Source organism: Streptomyces sp. NPDC002779 (assembly GCF_042888685.1).
In the GTDB taxonomy this organism is placed as follows: Bacteria; Actinomycetota; Actinomycetes; order Streptomycetales; family Streptomycetaceae; genus Streptomyces.
Genome location: NZ_JBIAQC010000001.1, coordinates 1169613 through 1187537 on the forward strand (window position 1 = coordinate 1169613; position 17925 = coordinate 1187537).

The 17925-nt window shown below is 72.4% G+C and carries 15 protein-coding genes; 5 read left to right on the forward strand and 10 right to left on the reverse strand.

All coding sequences use genetic code 11. The features are described 5' to 3' along the window. Positions 1-111: 111 nt before the first annotated feature. Both ACFYW5_RS05375 and hemL read right to left on the reverse strand, forming a co-directional pair. Positions 112-792 carry a histidine phosphatase family protein gene (locus ACFYW5_RS05375; RefSeq protein ID WP_389415556.1) on the reverse strand — a complete coding sequence of 227 codons (681 nt, stop codon included), beginning with the start codon at positions 790-792 and terminating at the stop codon, positions 112-114. Next, positions 789-2105 carry a glutamate-1-semialdehyde 2,1-aminomutase gene (hemL, locus tag ACFYW5_RS05380; RefSeq protein ID WP_389415557.1) on the reverse strand — a complete coding sequence of 439 codons (1317 nt, stop codon included), beginning with the start codon at positions 2103-2105 and terminating at the stop codon, positions 789-791. The genes ACFYW5_RS05375 and hemL overlap by 4 nt, the downstream gene beginning before the upstream one ends. A gap of 284 nt (positions 2106-2389) precedes the next feature. On the opposite strand from hemL, the gene ACFYW5_RS05385 reads away from it, so the two are divergent. Beyond that, positions 2390-3016 (forward strand): hypothetical protein, encoded by a 627-nt coding sequence (locus ACFYW5_RS05385; protein WP_389415558.1) that lies wholly within the window; start codon positions 2390-2392, stop codon positions 3014-3016. Positions 3017-3094: 78 nt separating this feature from the next. On the opposite strand, the gene gcvH is transcribed toward ACFYW5_RS05385, so the two are convergent. Further along, positions 3095-3484 carry a glycine cleavage system protein GcvH gene (gcvH, locus tag ACFYW5_RS05390; RefSeq protein ID WP_389415559.1) on the reverse strand — a complete coding sequence of 130 codons (390 nt, stop codon included), beginning with the start codon at positions 3482-3484 and terminating at the stop codon, positions 3095-3097. Positions 3485-3527: 43 nt separating this feature from the next. Then, a complete protein-coding gene (locus ACFYW5_RS05395) occupies positions 3528-5378 on the reverse strand; it encodes a glycoside hydrolase family 15 protein (protein WP_389415560.1) in 1851 nt (616 codons plus the stop codon). Between the two features lie 227 nt (positions 5379-5605). Between ACFYW5_RS05395 and ACFYW5_RS05400 the strand changes: the two genes are divergently transcribed. Next, positions 5606-6103 carry a hypothetical protein gene (locus tag ACFYW5_RS05400; protein ID WP_389415561.1) on the forward strand — a complete coding sequence of 166 codons (498 nt, stop codon included), beginning with the start codon at positions 5606-5608 and terminating at the stop codon, positions 6101-6103. A gap of 16 nt (positions 6104-6119) precedes the next feature. On the opposite strand, the gene ACFYW5_RS05405 is transcribed toward ACFYW5_RS05400, so the two are convergent. After that, the gene (locus tag ACFYW5_RS05405; protein WP_389415562.1) at positions 6120-8006 is read right to left on the reverse strand and encodes an alkyl/aryl-sulfatase; all 1887 of its coding nucleotides are present in this window, start codon (positions 8004-8006) and stop codon (positions 6120-6122) included. Positions 8007-8184: 178 nt separating this feature from the next. Here ACFYW5_RS05405 and ACFYW5_RS05410 point away from each other — a divergent pair, with 178 nt between their 5' ends. Beyond that, positions 8185-9834, forward strand: coding sequence for a DUF2254 family protein (locus ACFYW5_RS05410; RefSeq protein ID WP_389415563.1), 1650 nt, complete (start codon positions 8185-8187; stop codon positions 9832-9834). Positions 9835-10202: 368 nt separating this feature from the next. Then, positions 10203-11042 carry a YhjD/YihY/BrkB family envelope integrity protein gene (locus ACFYW5_RS05415; protein ID WP_389415564.1) on the forward strand — a complete coding sequence of 280 codons (840 nt, stop codon included), beginning with the start codon at positions 10203-10205 and terminating at the stop codon, positions 11040-11042. Positions 11043-11082: 40 nt separating this feature from the next. Here ACFYW5_RS05415 and ACFYW5_RS05420 read toward each other — a convergent pair whose 3' ends face one another. After that, positions 11083-11610 (reverse strand): sigma-70 family RNA polymerase sigma factor, encoded by a 528-nt coding sequence (locus ACFYW5_RS05420; RefSeq protein WP_389415652.1) that lies wholly within the window; start codon positions 11608-11610, stop codon positions 11083-11085. A gap of 247 nt (positions 11611-11857) precedes the next feature. Continuing rightward, complete coding sequence (locus ACFYW5_RS05425; RefSeq protein WP_389415565.1) at positions 11858-12568, reverse strand: hypothetical protein; 711 nt, start codon at positions 12566-12568, stop codon at positions 11858-11860. Between the two features lie 216 nt (positions 12569-12784). On the opposite strand from ACFYW5_RS05425, the gene ACFYW5_RS05430 reads away from it, so the two are divergent. Next, on the forward strand, positions 12785-14350 hold the full coding sequence (locus ACFYW5_RS05430) for a carbohydrate-binding protein (protein WP_389415566.1): 1566 nt from the start codon (positions 12785-12787) through the stop codon (positions 14348-14350). A gap of 42 nt (positions 14351-14392) precedes the next feature. Here ACFYW5_RS05430 and ACFYW5_RS05435 read toward each other — a convergent pair whose 3' ends face one another. The 3 genes from ACFYW5_RS05435 to ACFYW5_RS05445 form a co-directional block, all read right to left on the reverse strand. Next, positions 14393-15655: an ArgE/DapE family deacylase gene (locus ACFYW5_RS05435; RefSeq protein WP_389415567.1), complete on the reverse strand. Its 1263-nt coding sequence runs from the start codon at positions 15653-15655 to the stop codon at positions 14393-14395. A gap of 80 nt (positions 15656-15735) precedes the next feature. Then, positions 15736-17148, reverse strand: a complete 1413-nt coding sequence (locus ACFYW5_RS05440) for an ATP-binding protein (protein WP_389415568.1) — start codon at positions 17146-17148, stop codon at positions 15736-15738. Next, positions 17149-17871: a response regulator transcription factor gene (locus ACFYW5_RS05445; protein ID WP_389415569.1), complete on the reverse strand. Its 723-nt coding sequence runs from the start codon at positions 17869-17871 to the stop codon at positions 17149-17151. It abuts the gene before it with no gap. Positions 17872-17925 lie beyond the last annotated feature (54 nt).

Here is a 17925-nt window from a genome sequence, read left to right on the forward strand (position 1 = left end):
CTGGTCACCCAGTCAGAGGACGTGACGAAGGGGGAGGTTCCGGCGGATCACATGTGTTTCACAACAAATACGAAGAATGGGCACTAAGGCTCTGAGAGGGCTCAGGGCCCCTCAGGCCCCGAATGCCTTGTTCTTGCCCTTGACCGGCCGTGCCCCGGCCCGCAGATGCGGCGGAACCAGGTCGATCGCCGGCTCGCTGTAGCCGACCGAGACGATCCGGTCGCCCTGGAACGTGAACGTCGTCAGGGACGCCAGCGTGCACTGGCGGCGGCGCGGGTCGTGCCACAGTCGGCGCTTCTCGACGTAGGACCGCACGATCCAGATCGGCAGCTGATGGCTGACCAGCACGGCCTCGTGACCGCGCGCCCGGTCCTTGGCGGTGTCCAGGGCGCCCATCATCCGCACGACCTGGTCGAAGTACGACTCGCCCCAGGACGGCTTGAAGGGGTTGACCAGGTGCTTCCAGTTCCCGGGCCGCTTCAGGGCGCCGTCGCCGACGCCGAAGGTCTTGCCCTGGAAGACGTTGTCGGCCTCGATGAGCCGCTCGTCGGTGGCGAGGTCCAGGCCGTGCGCCTTGGCGATCGGCGTGGCGGTCTGCTGGGCCCGCTCCAGCGGGGAGGAGCCGACATGGGTGATGTCCCGGGCGGCGAGGTGCTCGGCGACCCGGTCGGCCATCTGCCGGCCCAGCTCGGAGAGGTGGTAGCCGGGGAGCCGGCCGTAGAGGACGCCGTCCGGGTTGGCGACCTCGCCGTGCCGCATCAGATGGACGACGGTGATGTCGGAGCCGCTCATGCCCGCGCCTCCGCCGCCGCCCGGGCCGCCGCCGGAAGAGCGTCGGCGATCTTCTGCACGGCCCGCTCGTCGTGGGCCGTGGAGACGAACCAGGACTCGAAGGAGGACGGCGGCAGATAGACGCCGTTCTCCAGCAGCGCGTGGAAGAAGGCGGTGAAGCGGAAGGACTCCTGCTTCTTGGCGTCCTCGTAGTTCCGCACCGGCCGGTCGGTGAAGAACACCGAGAACATGTTGGAGGCGGTCTGCAGCCGGTGCGCGACGCCTTCCTTGGTGAGCGCCTCGCCGACGAGGGTCCGGATCTGCTCCGACACGGCGTCGACCTTCTCGTACGCGGCGTCGTCGAGGAGCCGGAGCTGGGCGAGCCCCGCGGCCGTGGCGACCGGGTTCCCGGAGAGGGTGCCGGCCTGGTAGACGGGCCCGGCGGGCGCGAGGTGCGCCATGACGTCCGCCCGGCCGCCGAAGGCCGCAGCCGGGAAGCCGCCGCCCATGACCTTGCCGAAGGTCATCAGGTCGGGGACGACACCGTCGACGCCGAACCAGCCGGCGCGGCTGGTGCGGAAGCCGGTCATGACCTCGTCGGAGATGTAGAGGGCGCCATTGGCCTGGCAGGCGTCCTTCAGCCCCTGGTTGAACCCGGGCAGCGGCGGTACGACGCCCATGTTGCCCGGCGAGGCCTCGGTGATGACGCAGGCGATCTCGCCCGGGTGCCGGTGGAAGGCCTCCTGCACGGCCTCCAGGTCGTTGTACGGCAGCACGATGGTGTCGCCGGCCTGGGCGCCCGTGACACCCGGGGTGTCCGGCAGCGCGAAGGTGGCGACGCCGGAGCCGGCGGCGGCGAGGAGGGAGTCGACGTGGCCGTGGTAGCAGCCGGCGAACTTGACCACCTTGGTGCGCCGGGTGAACCCGCGGGCGAGCCGGATCGCGGACATGGTGGCCTCGGTGCCGCTGGAGACGAGGCGCACCTGCTCCACCGGGCCGACCCGGTCGACGATCTCCTCGGCGAGCGCGACCTCGCCCTCACCGGGCGTACCGAAGGAGGTGCCGCGCGCGACGGCCTCCTGCACGGCGGCGATGACTTCGGGGTGCGAGTGCCCGAGGATCATGGGCCCCCAGGAACAGACGAGGTCGACGTACTCGCGTCCGTCGGCGTCGGTGAGGTAGGGACCGGTGCCGGACACCATGAACCGGGGTGTTCCGCCCACCGCGCGGAAGGCGCGCACCGGGGAGTTCACGCCGCCGGGCGTGACGGCCGCCGCACGGTCGAACAGAGCCTGCGACTCAGGCGCATCGTATGAATAGGGCAGTGAGCTCATGTCGTGCGACTTCTCCGACCTTCTCCGACTGCTCGGACTCCGGTTGCCAGTGACCTCCTCAGGGTAGGCCAGCGGGCGTCCGGGGCTGTGGGCCCGCTCTCCTCCGACCGGACATCCGACTCCTACCCCCGGGCGATCTGCGAAACTGGGGGCTGGTACAAGATCCTGCGGACAGGTGTTTCAGCGCGCACGTTTCGGCGAGCGGCCGTGGGGGAGGTCACTGACACGATGATCGGGTTGCGCGGCGGGGGCCACGCGTCCCAGAAAAGCAGTCGGGTGGAGATATGCATCGCGGTGGCGGACTGGGCGAGGGGACTGATGACCTGGGTCCTCGACGTGCCCGGCGGGGGAAGCACCGGCGCGAGGCGGCGGACACCACCGACGCACGGCAGGCACAGGGCGGACAGACCGACCCCGAGCGGATCGACCGACGTGTCGACCGGCTCCGGGAGGCGAGCGGGAATGGTGGTCGGGTGGGGGTGACGTACAAGTACTTCGGCGCGCCGGACGGCGCGACCGCGGCCCGCGTCCCGATCTCGATGCGCCCGGAGGAACTCGGCGGCGACGAGCTGGGCATGAACGGCATGTTCACCAAGATCAAGCCGGAGACCATGGCCGCGATGGTGCTCACCGGCATCGAGGGCGTCCCCCTGCACAAGGTCCCCCCGCTGGAGCTGGTCGTCCTGCATCCCGACTACGCCGTGGTGAAACTCCCCATGACGGTCGTCGACCCCCTGCGCGGCATCGGCGAGGAAGCGGTCGGCGCGGCGGCCTTCATCTGGTCCACGGTCCCCGACCGCGGGGGCCCGCGGGACGCGTTCAACGTCTACCAACTCCTGCACGAGTGGCAGGACTTCAGCCACCGCCTGCATGAGGCGGGGCATCAGCCGTACTGCCTTGTGTGGCCCTGATGCGGCTCGCCCCTTCCTGGCGGTGGTGACAGGCGCTGGCGGGCGCTCCCTGGAGTGATCGCGGCCGCCGGCGGGAGGCTAGTCCTCGGCCGTGAGGTAGGCGCCGTACTCCTTGGCGGTCATCAGGCCGTCGGTGCTCGGGGTGCTCAAGGTGACCTCGATCAGCCACCCGTCGCCGTACGGATCCGTGTTGATCAGCTCTGGGTCCTCGCCCAGACGGTCGTTGCGGGCGGTCACCTCGCCGGTCACCGGCATGTAGACCTCGGAAACGGCCTTGACCGACTCCAGGGTGCCGAACGCTTCGCCGGCGACGACCTGGCCGTCGATGGCGGGGAACTCCACGAAGACGATGTCGCCGAGCTGCTTCTGCGCGTGCTCGGTGATGCCGACGCGGACCTTGTTGGCACTCAGGGTGCGGACCCACTCGTGTTCCGAGGTGTATTTCAGGTCTTCCGGGATGTATGTCATGACGCAAGACTGCTACAGAAGGTGTGCATCCGGTGACACATCGTCAATTCTGGGCGGTCCTGAGCCGGGGTTTCTCGGGGGCGTCGTCCAGGTGTTCGTCCAGGGACAGGGCCGCTGTGATCAGGGCCAGGTGGGTGAAGGCCTGGGGGAAGTTGCCGAGTTGTTCGCCGGTGGGGCCGATCTCCTCGGCGAACAGGCCGACGTGGTTGGCGTAGGTGAGCATCTTGTCGAAGGCATAGCGGCCCTGGGCGAGGCGGCCGGAGTGGGCGAGGGCGTCGACGTAGAGGAAGCTGCACAGCGAGAAGGTGCCCTCGCTGCCGCGCAGTCCGTCGGGGGAGGCGGCCGGGTCGTAGCGGTAGACCAGGCTGTCGGAGACCAGCTCGCTCTCCATCGCGTCCAGGGTGGACAGCCAGCGCGGGTCGCGGGGTGTGATGAAGCCGACGGACGGCATCAGCAGCAGTGAGGCGTCGAGCACGTCGCTGCCGTAGTGCTGGACGAACGCCTTGCGCCGCTCGCTCCAGCCGCGGTCCATGATCTGCCGGAAGACGGCGTCCCGGGCGGCGGTCCAGCCGGCCAGGTCGGCGGGGCGGGCCAGCTCGCGGGCGACACGGATGCCGCGGTCGAAGGCGGACCAGCACATCAGCCGGCTGTAGGTGAAGTCCTGCCGGCCGCCCCGGGTCTCCCAGATGCCCTCGTCGGGGCGGTCCCAGTTCTCCACCAGCCAGTCGAGCACGCCGGACAGGCCCAGCCAGCCGTCGTACCCCATGTGGTGGGCGAGGTCCTCGGTACGGGTGAGGGCGTACACCGCCTCGCCGTAGATGTCGAGCTGGAGCTGGTCGGCGGCGCCGTTGCCGATGCGGACCGGGGCGGAGCCGCGGTAGCCCTCCAGATGGCCGAGGGTCTCCTCGGCGAGCCGGGGGTCGCCGTCGACCCGGTACATGATCTGCAACGGCTCCCCGGTGACCGTGCGGCCCTCGCGCAGCCGCTCGCCGAGCCACTGCCGGAAGGCGTGCGCCTCCTCGGTGAAGCCCAGGCCGAGCAGGGCGTGCAGGGAGAGGGAGGCGTCCCGGACCCAGGTGTAGCGGTAGTCCCAGTTGCGTTCGCCGCCGAGCTGCTCGGGCAGGCCCGCGGTCGCGGCGGCGACGGGGGCGCCGGTGGGGGCGTAGGTGAGCAGCTTCAGCGTGATCGCGGACCGGTTGACCGTCTCCAGCCAGCGGCCCCGGTAGCGGCTGCGGCGGATCCAGCGGTGCCAGAAGGCGTACGTCTCCTCGAACTCGGCGCGGACGCTGTCCGCCGTGGGCGAGGGGGGCGGCTCGCCACCGGCCGCGCACACCGTCAGGACCGCCGCCGCCACGTGTTCCGGCTCCAGGTCCACGAAGGCGCGCACGTCCCGCCCGTCCGGTTGCAGGGACACCGGTCCCGCCGTCTGGAGGTAGGCCTCGGTGCCGGGCGCGGAGAAGTGGGCGGTGTCCTCGCGCAGGGTGAGGCGGTGCTCGGCGCGGGCGTAGTCGAAGCGGGGACGGCAGGTGAGCGAGAAGCGGACCCGGCCCCGGGTCACCCGCATCACCCTGACCAGCCGGTGGCGGTCGGTGGCCGTCTCCGGGCGGTCCACGGGCATGAAGTCGACCACTTCGCCGACCCCGTCGGGGGTGAGGAAACGGGTGATGAGCACGGCGGTGTCGGCCAGGTACAGCTGGCGCGTGGTCACGTCCGCGCCCTCCACGGCGATCGCGAAGTGTCCGCCGCGGTCGTGGTCGAGCAGGGCCGCGAAGAGGCTCGGCGAGTCGAAGCGCGGGGCGCAGAACCAGTCCACGACGCCGTCGGAGGAGACGAGCGCGGTGGTCTGGAGGTCGCCGATCATCCCGTGGTCGGCGATGGGCGGGTAGCGCCGCATGGTGTCCCCTTCCGGTGCCTGTCCGGCGGCCCGGTCCGGCCGGCGCCGTACGCCTCGACCTTCCGCGCCGCGCCGGGAGCCGGCCACGAGGGCCGGGCCGTTCGGGTGAAGCGCGCCGCGGGGCTGTTGGTGTGAATCCCCGGCGCCCCCGGTCGCCGGGGCATGCGGGGGCTGTTCGGCGGCCCTTCACTGGGGTGACGGCTGATCACGGACAGGCAGGAGACGTCATGGTTGGACAGGTGGGACGGGCCGGACGGACCGCGGTAGGTGCGGTGCTGGTGGCGGTGTGTGCCGCCGGGGTGGGCGGCTGCTCGGACGGCGGCGACGGTGTCGGTTCGGGCGCCGCCAGCAGGGCGGCCTCCGCGGCCTCCTCCCTGGCCTCCCGGGGTTCCGACGCCGTCGCCTCGGCCACCGCGGAGGCCGGACAGGCGATGGAGTCCATCAAGGGGGGCGTCGAGGCCAAGGACCAGGTGACGCTGGGCAAGCCGGGCACGGACGGCGACGGCCGCACCACGGTCCAGGTGACGGCACGGAACACGGCGGGCGACCCCAAGTCCTTCGCCGTACGGGTCGAGTTCCGCGCCCAGGACGGCAAGCTGGTCGACATGGTGGTGGTGACCCTCTCCGACGTGGCCGCCAACGCCTCCGGCAGCGCGACGGCACGCAGCACCCACAAGCTCTCCGGGAGTGTGCGGGCGGAGGTCGGCACGGCCCTGCGGTACTGAACCCCGCAGAGCACCGCTAGGGGGTGACGACGGCGAAGTCGGGGTCCGGCTCCCCGAGATGGCCGAGCAGTTCGGCCAGTACGCCCGCGTCACCGGTGACCGTGATGCCGTCCCGGGACGCCAGGTCCGCCGGCGGCACCGTGCCGAGCAGGACGGCCCGCAGGTCCGCCTCGCCGAGGGTGACCTCGACCTGCGGGGCGGCCGCGGCCGGGCCGGTGCCCGTCACGTGGGTGAGGACGCCGTTGCGCAGGCGCTGGGTGACGGGCTCGCCGTCGGTCACGTTCCAGCGCACGGTGAGGTCCGCGTCCCAGGCGCGCGGGCCGTCGACCCGGATGGCGAGGGCGTCGAAGAGCTGGTCCAGGGTGAGCGCCGCGAGCAGGTCGGGCGAACTGGTCGCCGTAGGCGTACCGACGGAGCCGTGGCGCAGTTCGAGGGCGCCCATGAGGAAGAAGTTGCGCCAGGTGCCGTTCTCGCTGCCGTAGCCGAGCTGTTCGAGGGCGTCGGCCTGGAGGGCGCGGGCCTCGGTGTGGCCGGGGTCGGCGAAGACGACGTGGTTGACGACCTGGACCACCCAGCGGAAGTCACCGGCGGCGAAGGACTCCCGGGCCCGGCGCAGGACTTCGTCGGCGCCGCCCATGAACTCCACGTACCGCTGGGCGGATTCGACCGGCGGATGCTCCCACAGGTGGGCGGGGTTGCCGTCGAACCAGCCGAGGTAACGCTGGTAGACGGCCTTGGTGTTGTGGCTGACGGAGCCGTAGTAGCCGTGGGTGTGCCAGGCCCGCTCCAGGGCCGGGGGCAGCTCGATCAGCTCGGCGATCTCCGGGCCGGTGAGGCCCTGGTTGAGCATGCGCAGGGTCTGGTCGTGGAGGTAGGCGTACAGGTCCCGCTGTTCGGACAGGAACCCGATCAGGCGCTCGCGGCCCCAGACCGGCCAGTGGTGGGAGGCGAAGGCGACGTCCGAGGAGCCGGCGAACAGGTCGATCGCCTCGGTGAGGTAGCGGGCCCACTCCTTCGGGTCGCGGACCTGCGCGCCCCTGAGCGTCAGCAGGTTGTGCAGATTGTGGGTGGCGTTCTCGGCCATGCACAGCGCCGCGTGGTCGGGGAAGTGGACGTTCAGCTCGGCCGGTGCCTCGGTGCCGGGGGTGAGCTGGAAGACCATGCGGACGCCGTCGACCGTCTCGGTCTGCCCGGTGGCGGTGATGTCCACGGTCGGCGGGATCAGACCGACCGTGCCGGTGGAGACGGTCTGTCCGAGGCCGGTGCCGATCTGCCCGCGCTCGCCCTTCGGCAGGGCGGCGCCGTACATGTAGGCGGCGCGGCGGCTCATGGCCGTACCGGCGTAGACGTTCTCGCTGACCGCGTGCTCCAGGAAGCCCCGCGGGGCGAGGATCGGCACGTCATCCGTCACCACACCGCGTACGCCGCCGAAGTGGTCGGCGTGGCTGTGGGTGTACAGCACGCCCGTCACCGGCCGGTCCCCGCGATGGGCCCGGTACAGGGCCAGCCCCGCGGCGGCGGTCTCGGCGCACAGCAGCGGGTCGATGACGAAGACGCCCCGCTCGCCCTCGACCAGGGTCATGTTCGACAGGTCGAAGCCGCGCACCTGGTAGATGCCTTCGACCACCTCGAACAGGCCGTGGTCGGAGCAGAGCCTGCTCTGCCGCCACAGGCTGGGGTTGGCGGTGTCGGGGCAGTCCTGGGCGAGGAAGCCGTAGGCGTCCAGGTCCCAGACGGTACGGCCTTCCGTGTCGCGTACGACGCCGTCCCGGGCCGTGCCCATGAACCCGTGCCGCGCGTCCGCCAGATCCTGCTCGTCGTCGAAGGGGAACCGGCTGAGCACCGCCCGGTTGGCCGCGGCGATGCCCGGCTCGGCGGGCCTGGATCCGTCGGAGCGGGTCATGTCGGACTCCCTCGCAGCGTCGTGTGGAACTCCCTCACCGGAGGGGTTGGTGCCACCGTCTCCCGGACCCGGCGGCGTCACGAGCGGGTGTGGGCCGGACAGGGGAACGACGACTCGCCCCCGGCCGTGCCCCGCCGGACACTCGAAGTCCCTCTCTCCCCTGGACCTGGACCGGTGAATGGCGACAGAGCCCGTACGCGCCCGGCCGCCGCACCGCGGCAGCGGCAGCGGCAGTCAGCGTGCCCGGCGCGCCCGCAGCAACGGCGCCGCGCTCGTGCTGGTCGCCGCGGGGGCGCTGCTGGGCTGGGCGTTGCCGCGGTGGGAACGGCATCTGCCCGAGGCCGGGCTGAGCTTCGACGCCTCAACGGCGCAGGCCACGCTCGCCGCGATCGCCGGGGGGATGATCACCCTCGCCGGGTTCGTGGTCACGGCCATCACGCTCGTCGTGCAGACCGTGCAGGCCATGTCGCCGCGGCTGGTGTCGGCGCTGGGGCACTTCAGCCGGTACCTGGTCCTGTTCGGTCTGCTGATCGGGACGGCCCTGTACGCGCTGGTGACCCTGAGCCAGATCCGGGGTGACAGCGTGCCCCGGGTGAGTGTGACGCTCGCGATCGGCCTCGTCCTGATCGACTCCGTCACGGTCCTGCGCCTGCTCGCCTCACTCCGCCACGCCGTCACCGGGGGCGGCCTGGCCCGAGCGGTGGGGGAGCGGCTGCGGACGGTTATCGAGGAGGTGTTTCCGGTGGAGGGGGCAGGGAGGTGGGAGGGGGCAGGGAGGTGGGAGGGGGCAGGGAGGTGGGAGGGGGCTGGGGGTTCGGAGCAGGCGGGGGGCTCTGGGCGGGCTGGGGGCTCTGGGCGGGCTGGGGGCTCGCGCTTGGCTCGGGATACGGGGGCAACTGGGCCGGAGCCCAAGAGGCACCCCGAGGCCGCTGGGGAATCCGGCTCGACGCACTCCGCAGACGTAACCGGGCCGGAGCCCAAGAGGCACCCCGAGGCCGCTGGGGAATCCGGCTCGACGCACTCCGCCGAGACGTCCGAGGCGGAGCCCACGTGGCGTCCAGAACCGGCCCGGGATCCCAGCTCGGCGTACTCCGCCGTGTTCGGGGCGTCAGGGAGTCCCGGGGAGCCCCGCGGCATCCCGCTCGTCCATCACGGGCCCCCGGCCGTCGTCTTCGCCGTCGACGAACCGCGCCTGACCCGGCTCGCGGCCCGCCATGACGTCCAGGTCCAGCTGCGGCAGGCGGTCGGTGACTTCGTCGGATCCGGGGTCGTGGTCGGACGGCTCGACGGCCGTGGTCCCGTCCCCGCCCGCCTGGCCCGGCGGGCCGCCTCCTGTGTGCGCTACGGCCCCACCCGTACCGTGGAACAGGACGTGGGGTACGGCTTCCGCCTGCTCGCCGACATCGCGATCCGCTCGTTGTCCCCGGCCGTCAACGACCCGACCACGGCCGTCCAGGCGCTGGACCAGATCGAGGAGGGCCTGCTGCGGCTGGCCCGCCGCCCGCTGGGACCCGCCTGGCTGCTCGACCGGGCCGGCCGGCCCCGTGTCCGCTGCCCCGCACCGCAGTGGGCCGACTTCGTCTCCCTCGCCCTGGACGAGACCCTTCTCTACGGCTGCGCCAACCCGCAGGTCGTACGGCGGCTGCGGGCCCTGCTCGACCGGGTGCGCGCCGAGGCACCCGAGGACCGGGCGCAGCCGCTCGACGAGCGCCGGGCAGCACTGGAACGGCTGACCGCGACCGCCCTGCCCGACCCCCTGCTGAACCGGGTGGCGTCCCACCCGGACTCCCAGGGCCTCGGCGCCCCGTCCGACGAGGCCTCCCGCTGACTCCATCTGGCCGACCCGGCCGCCGTCCGGGGGCGGGCCTCGCGGGGAGCGGCTGACCACAACACCCCGAGCCGAACCGAACCACCATCCCGCCGGCCCCTCGGGGGCCTCGATAGTCCACCCGAGGACACCCCCTGCCCCGTCGGACCACCCCCGCTCCCTGCCCCGAGGCGGACGGCCTTGCCCAGGGCCGATTGACCGCAACACCTTGAGGCGAACCTGAACCCCCAGCGGCCCCGACACCCCGCCCCAGCGTCCCAACGCCCCACCCCCGAGAACACCCCCTGCCCCCGACGGGCCACCCCCGCTCGCCGCCCCGAGGCGGACGGCCTTGACTGGGGGCGAGTGGTGCGGCCGTGGGAGGCGGTATGACGTGGACGGTGCGGATCCAGCGTCTGCGCGACCGTGCCGAGGAGCGCTTTCCCGTCCTGACCGAGGTCACCAACCGGCTGCTGTCCGCGAACCTCCTGGACGCGGGGACCAGGCTCGCCGCCCAGGCGTTCCTGGCCTCCGTACCGCTGCTGTTCGCCGTCGCCGCCTTCACCCCGACCGGCGTCCGCGAGCAACTCGGGGAGTCGCTGCGCGCGATGTTCGGGCTCAACGGCCGGGCCGAACTGGAACTGGATCAGGTCCTCGGCGGCTCCGTAGACGAGACCGCCCGCGAGACCGGCGGTGTCGTCGGACTGCTCGTCGCGCTGGTCTCCGCCACCAGCTTCAGCCGGGTCATGGCCCGCGTCTGCGAACGCGCCTGGCAGTTGCCGAGGGCGAGCACCCGGATCGCGGCCTGGCGCTGGGTGGTGTGGCTCCTCGCACTGGTGCTGTTCGTCCTGTTGCAGGGCCCCATCCGCAGCGGCTTCGGCGTCGGCCTGTGGCTGGGCGTCCCGCTGCTGTTCCTGGCGAGCACGGGCGTGTGGCTGTGGACGCAGCGCCTGCTGCTGGCGGGCCGCGTCGACTGGCTGCCGCTGCTGCCCGGCGCGATCCTCACCGCGGCTTCCACCACCGCCCTGGCCCTGACGGCCCGCCTCTACGTCCCCAACGCGCTCAACCGCAGCCTCGCGGAGTACGGCTCCCTCGGTCTGGTCCTCACCCTCCTCTCCTGGCTGATCGTGGTCTGCGCCGCGGCCACCTTCTCGGTCACCATCGGAGCGGTCCTGGCGGAGGAGCCCCCGCTGAACCGGTACGTGAGGAGGGACCGGCCACCGTCATGACGGGAACGGGGTGCCGGAGACCCGGCACCCCTCCCCCGGCTCACGCCGCCTGACGCACGGCCTCCAGCAGCGCCGCCCGCGCCCGCGCCACCCGCGAACGCACGGTCCCGACCGGGCAGTCGCTCACCGCGGCGGCCTCCTCGTACGGCAGGCCGAGCAACTGGGTGAGCACGAACGCCTCCCGGCGCTCGACGGGCAGCGCGGCCAGCAGATCGCGCAGGACGACCCCGTCGTCGAACCCGGGCACGCCTCGCGGCTGAGCGTTCTCCACGGCCAGCCGCCAGTCCGCTACGTCGCACAGGCGGGGCCGCGCGGCCGCACGACGATAACTGTCGATCACCGCGCGCCGGGCGATGGCCAGCAGCCAGGACCGGGCCGAGGAACGCCCCTCGAAGCGGTGCAGACTGCCGAGCGCCCGCAGGAACGTGTCCTGCGCGAGGTCGTCCACAGCCTGGGGATCAGCCCCGAGGTGCGCGACATACCGCACCACATCCCGCTGCAGCGCCCCCACGAACCGCTCGACGGCAACGGAGTCCCCGGCACGCGCGGCAAGCGCCCACCCGGTTATCGCATCGTCGAGGGCGGCGGATCTGGGGGGTGCGGGGTGGTACGGAAGGGGGTTCGGGGCGTGCGGGACGGTTGCCACCGGTTTCCACGCGCACGGCGGCGTTTCCGGCAAGGCAGGAGCGATCACCTGTTGTCCTTCGGGTCGTCCCGAGTCCGGACCGCGGCGTGCGGTGCGGGCAGGCGTGGCGGTCAGGGACCCGGTGAGGGATGTGGGGGTACGGCCACAGGGCCGTAAGCGCCGGCTGTCGTCAGGCGACAGCGGGCCCCACCGGCGGACCCCGAGAGGTGATCGCGTGTACGAGGAGAAGGCGCGGTACGCGGTCCGCGCGGCCCCGGTCGAGGCGTGGGCGCGGGGTGAGGTCGGCGGGGGCGGGCAGGGCGAGCAGCAGCCGCAGCGGCGCGGCCAGCCATCCGGCCACCGCCCGCAGGATGCGGAACGCGGCCTTCTCGCCGTACGCCAGCCACAACCCGCACAGCAGGGCGGCGAGCAGATGGGCGGCGAGCATCCCCACCGACGGAGACACCTCCGCCGGCGACGGCACCGCGGCCGTCATCGAACTCCCGTGATGCATGTGCCCCATATCCATGGCACCCATGGAGTGCACGTGCCCCGCACCCATATCCGCACCGGACGCGCCGGACGAACCGGACCCGCCGGACGCACCAGACCCGCCAGACGCACCGGACGCACCCAACCCGCCAGACGCCGACTGCGCCCAGGAGAACACCGAGTGCAGCCCCGTCTGCGCGGCCACCACGACCGTCACGACCAGCGGCAGCCCACGCTCGCGGCCCGCCAGGCACCACCCCACGGCCCCGGCGCCGGCCACCCCGGCCGCCAGCGTCCACGCGGGCACATGGCTGCCGGACATCAGGACGTGCCCCAGGGCGGCGAGCAGCACGCACACGGCCGCGAACACCGCGGCCCGTGTCGTGCGCGTACCCCACCCTGCTGTCACAGCGCCTCATCCTCGCATCCGGGCACGTCCCGTCAGGCGTGGGTACGACGTCCGCCCCCGCCCCGCACTCAATCCCGAGCCTGTGACCCACACCACGGCGTTCCGGTGTTCATGTCCGTGAATAAGAATCAACTACCCGGATATTGACGCGCACACAACACAACTCCCAAGCTTCCGGGGAGAAAGCGCTTGCTCCCAAGAGCCTGGAGGCACCCGATGCACTTGAGACCCGCCCTCGCGTGCGCCGCACTGCTCGCCGGTGCGCTGGTCGCGCTGTCCGGCAACCCGGCACAGGCCGCGACCACCCGGTACGAGGCCGAGGCCGCCGTCTGCACCGGCACCATCGACTCCGACTGGCCCGGGTACTCCGGCAGCGGCTTCTGCAACGGCACCAACGCCACCGGCGCGTACGTCCAGTTCACCGTGAACGCGGCCACCGCCGGCACCGCCACCCTGAACGTCCGCTTCGCCAACGGCACCACCACCCCCCGCCCGGCGAACCTGATCGTCAACGGCACCACCGTGCAGACCCCGTCCTTCGAGGGCACCGGCACCTGGTCGGCCTGGACCACCAAGACGCTGACCGTCCCGCTCGCCGCGGGCAGCAACACCGTCCGCCTCAGCCCGACCACCGCGACCGGCCTGCCCAACCTCGACCACCTGGACGTCGTCACCGGCGACACCCCGCCGCCGACCGGCGCCACGCTCTACGCCGCCCCGAACGGCACCGACAGCGCGGCCGGCACCCAGTCGGCCCCGACCACCCTCACCTCGGCGATCAGCCGGATCTCCGCGGGCGGCACGATCTACCTGCGCGGAGGGACGTACCGCCAGCCCTCGACGGTCACCGTCCCGGCGGGCCAGAACGGCACCGCCGGTGCCCGCACCACCCTGGCCGCCTACCCGGGCGAGACCCCGGTGCTCAACTTCTCCGCACAGATCGAGAGTTCGGCCAACCGCGGGCTCCAGCTCAACGCCTCGTACTGGCACATCAAGGGCCTGATCGTGGAACGGGCCGGGGACAACGGCATCTTCGTCGGCGGCAGCAACAACGTCATCGAGCGCACGGTGACCCGCTTCAACCGCGACACCGGACTCCAGCTCGGCCGGATGACCTCCACCACGCCGACCGCCCAGTGGCCGTCCAACAACCTCATCCTGAGCGCCGAGTCGCACGACAACGCCGACTCGGACGGCGAGGACGCCGACGGCTTCGCCGCGAAGCTCACCACGGGCACCGGCAACGTCTTCCGCCACGCCGTCGCCCACCACAACATCGACGACGGCTGGGACCTGTACACCTACGCCGACCAGGACCCCATCGGCCCGGTGACCGTCGAGGACTCCCTCGCCTACGAGAACGGCACCCTCAGCGACGGCTCCCAGGCCGGCGCCGGCGACCGCAACGGCTACAAGCTCGGCGGCGAGAACGTGCCCGTCAACCACATCGTGCGGCGCAGCTTCGCCGTCGACAACGGCAAGCACGGGTTCACCTACAACAGCAACCCGGGCACGATGACGATCTCCGACAACGTCAGCGTCGACAACACCGAGCGCAACTTCAACTTCGACGCGGGCACTTCGGTGTTCCGCAACAACACCTCCTGCCGCTTCAGCAGCGGCACGAACGACCGGATCATCGGCAACTCCGACGCCACCAACCAGTTCTGGTCCGGTACGAACGGCTCCCGCTGCTCCTCCTACGACGGCGCCCTCGGCTGGTCCTTCGCCCCGGACGGCCGCCTGGTGGTGACGTTCGGCGGCACCGCGGTCACCCCGTAACCCCACGGCACCGGCGTCCGGCCCGCTCGCGGGCGCCGGTGCTCACCTCGTCCCCACGGTCCGCAGGATCACCGGCACCAACGTCCGTGCCGCCGCCACGACTTCGCGCACCGAGACATGCTCCCGCGCACTGTGGGCGACCTGGATGTCACCGGGCCCGAACTGGAGCGTGGGGATACCGGCCCCGGCGTACAGGCGCAGATCACTGCCGTACGTCGCCCCCCGCACCCGCGGCCTGCCGTCGCCGACGGCGTCGGACCGGGCGTCCCGCACCAGCTCCGCCAACGGATGCCCGTCCGGCAGCGCCCCGCTCGCGAACTGCCCGCCGGGCCAGGTCACTTGAGCCGGATTCTCGCGCAGCCAGGGATCCTCGGCACACGCCCGCGCCACACACCGCTCGAACTCCGCGCGCGCATCGGCCGGTTCCTCCCCCAGCCGCACCCCGAGCCGTCCCTCGGCCACCAGCAGATCGGGCACGCTGCTCGCCCAGTCACCGGCGCGCAGAGTGCCGACGGAGAGGCCGTACGGGATCGGGTACTCGGCCATCAGCGGCGCGGGGTCCCTGTTCCGCTCGGCCTCCAGGCGGGCCAGCGCCCGGTGCAGCGGCAGATAGGCGTCGATCGCGCTCACGCCCTGCTCGCGCGAGCTGCCGTGCGCCGACTTGCCGGGTACCGCGAGGCGGAAGGTCAGCGCACCGGCGTTGGCGGTGATGACGCTCCCCGCGGTGGGCTCGGCGATGACACAGGCGTCACCGCGGTAGCCGCGTTCCAGGGTCCCGAAGGCGCCGATCCCGCCGTCCTCCTCCCCCACGACGAAGTGCACGGCGACCCGCCCGCGCAGCCTGATCCCGGCCGCCCGTATCGCGGCGAGCGCGGCGAGGTGCGCGGTCAGTCCCGCCTTCATGTCGCAGGCGCCGCGGCCGTGCACGAGATCTCCGGTGACCCGGGGGACGAAGGGGTCGCCGGGCCAGGTGGCAGGGTCTCCTGGGGGTACGACATCGACGTGGCCCTGCAGGACGAGGGTCGGCCCGTCCCCACCGGCCGTCGTCCCGACCAGGCCCCAGGCCTCGTCGCGGGGGGCCTCGGAGCCGGGGAAGGCGGGGTGTGAGCGCAGAGCGTCGAGATCCATGGACCACAAGTCGACGTCCAGCCCGATGAGTTCGAGGCGACGGGCGAGGTGATGCTGGATCTCGGATTCGGCGGGAGTGCCGGTGACGCTGGGTATCGCGATCAGTTCGAGCAGGGTACGGCCGACGTCGGCCTCATCGATGGCGTCCAGCCCAAGCGCCTCTTCACGGCTCAACATAACGCCGGATGCTAGAACCCACCCAGGGGCGCGAGGAACTGCGCGCTCAGCCCCCACCGCCCCGCGCCCAACCACGCAACTCAACCACCCCCCACCGTGAACCCGATAACAGACCCACCCCCCGCCCGCCGCGCAGCGAACGTCGCACCCCCGTGCGCGAAGGCAACCTCCCGCACGATCGACAACCCCAGCCCCGACCCCGGCAGGGACCGCGCATCCGCGGCCCGGTAGAACCGGTCGAACACATGCCGAAGGTCGTCGTCGGTGATCCCGGGCCCCCGGTCCAGCACCTCCACCCGGACAGTCCCGTGCACCGCGGGCCCCGCCACGTTGATCTCGATCGGCGCCGTCCCGCCCCGGTCGAACTTCGCCGCGTTCTCCACCAGGTTGGACACGGCCCGCTGCAGCATCCCCGGCCGCCCGTCCGTCGTCGTATCGCCACTGGCCCGCACCACGATCCGCCGCCCGGTGCGGCGCCGGGCGAGCCCCGCCACGTCCTCCGCGACATCGGCGAGGTCCACCCGTTGCGGCGGCTCCGAGTCGGACTGCCCGGCCGCCAGGTCCACCAGCTCATTGACCAGGTCGGTCAGTTCGAGCGCCTCCTGGGCGAGGTCGGCGACCAGCTCGTCCCGGGTCTGCGGCGGGAACTCCTCGATACGGCGCAGCAGCGAGATGTTGGTACGCAGGGATGTCAGCGGGGTGCGCAGCTCGTGCCCCGCGTCCTGCACCAGCCGCCGCTGGTCCTCCTCGGACTGGGCGAGCCGTCCCAGCATGCGGTCGAAGGCCCGCCCCAGACGCCCCACCTCGTCGTATCCGGTGACCGGCACCTGGATGCCGAGCCGCCGGGTCCGCGCCACGTCCTCCGCGGCGGAGGTGAGGACGATCAACCGGCGGGTGATGCGCCGGGCCAGCCACCACCCGAACAGCCCGGCCGCGACCACGACCGCCGACATGAGGATCAGGGTCCGCTGCTGGAGCGCGCGCAGCAGATCCTCGGTGTTGCTGAACTCCTGCGCGATCTGCACCGCTCCCCGTCCGCCCCCGAACGAGACGGTGGCGACGCGGTAGACGTCGTCGCCGACATCGACGTCCGCGTGCACGACCGTGCGCCCGGAGACCTGCTGGGCGGCGATCCGCCGGTCGGCGTCGGTGACGGGCAGGCCGGGGCGGCCGGGGTCGTAGACAGAGCCGTCCGCGCCGAGGACCTGCACGTCCGTGCGGGCGGGGCGGACCAGGTCGTGGCCGGGGGCGGTGGAGGAGAAGTCGACGGGTTCCATCCGCCGGTTGCGGACCTCGCTGCGCACGTCCTGCACGACCTCGTCGAACACGGACTGCTGGTCCACCCGCACCAGCCGGGCGGCGGCGCTGTAGGACAGGATGCCGACCAGGACGGTGACCCCGGCGGTGACGGCGGCGAAGGACACCGCGAAGGTGGTGCGCAGGGAGACCAGCCGGGGCCGCGGGCGCCGCAGCAGCCGGCCGAAGCGGGCCACTCAGTTCTCCCGGAGCACGTAACCCACCCCGCGCACCGTGTGGATCAGCGGCGGGGCGCCGGGCTCGTCGAGCTTGCGGCGCAGATAGCCGACGTAGACGGCGAGGTTCTTGGAGCCGGGGCCGAAGTCGTAGCCCCAGATGCGGTCGTAGATGGTGGCGTGGTCGAGGACGATCCCGGCGTTGCGCACCAGCAGTTCCAGCAGCTCGAACTCGGTGCGGGTGAGCTCCAGCTCGCGCCCGCCGCGCCAGGCCCGGCGCGCCTGGAGGTCCATGCGCAGCCCGGCCGCCTCCACACCCCGCTCGGGCTCGGGCTCCGGCTGCTTCGGTACGTCGGCGACGGACGGGGGCTCGGCCTGTCCGGTGCGGCGCAGCAGCGCCCGCAGGCGGGCGAAGACCTCCTCGACGTCGAAGGGCTTGACCACGTAGTCGTCGGCGCCCGCGTCCAGGCCCGCGATCCGGTCCTGGGTCTCCACCAGCGCCGTCAGCATCAGGATCGGCGTGCGGTCGCCCTCGGCGCGCAGGACCCGGCAGACCTGGAGGCCGTCGATGCCGGGCATCATCACGTCGAGGACGAGCACGTCCGGCGGTGCGGTGTGGGCCTGCGCCAGCGCCTCCACGCCGTCGGCGACCGCGATGACCCGGTAGCCCTCCAGGGTCAGGGCACGCTCCAGGGCATGCCGGATGGCGCGGTCGTCTTCGGCGAGGAGCACGGTCTGAGGCACGGTGTTCAGTGTGCCAACCCGGCCCGTCCTACGGTGTGGCGAGCAGCTCACCCG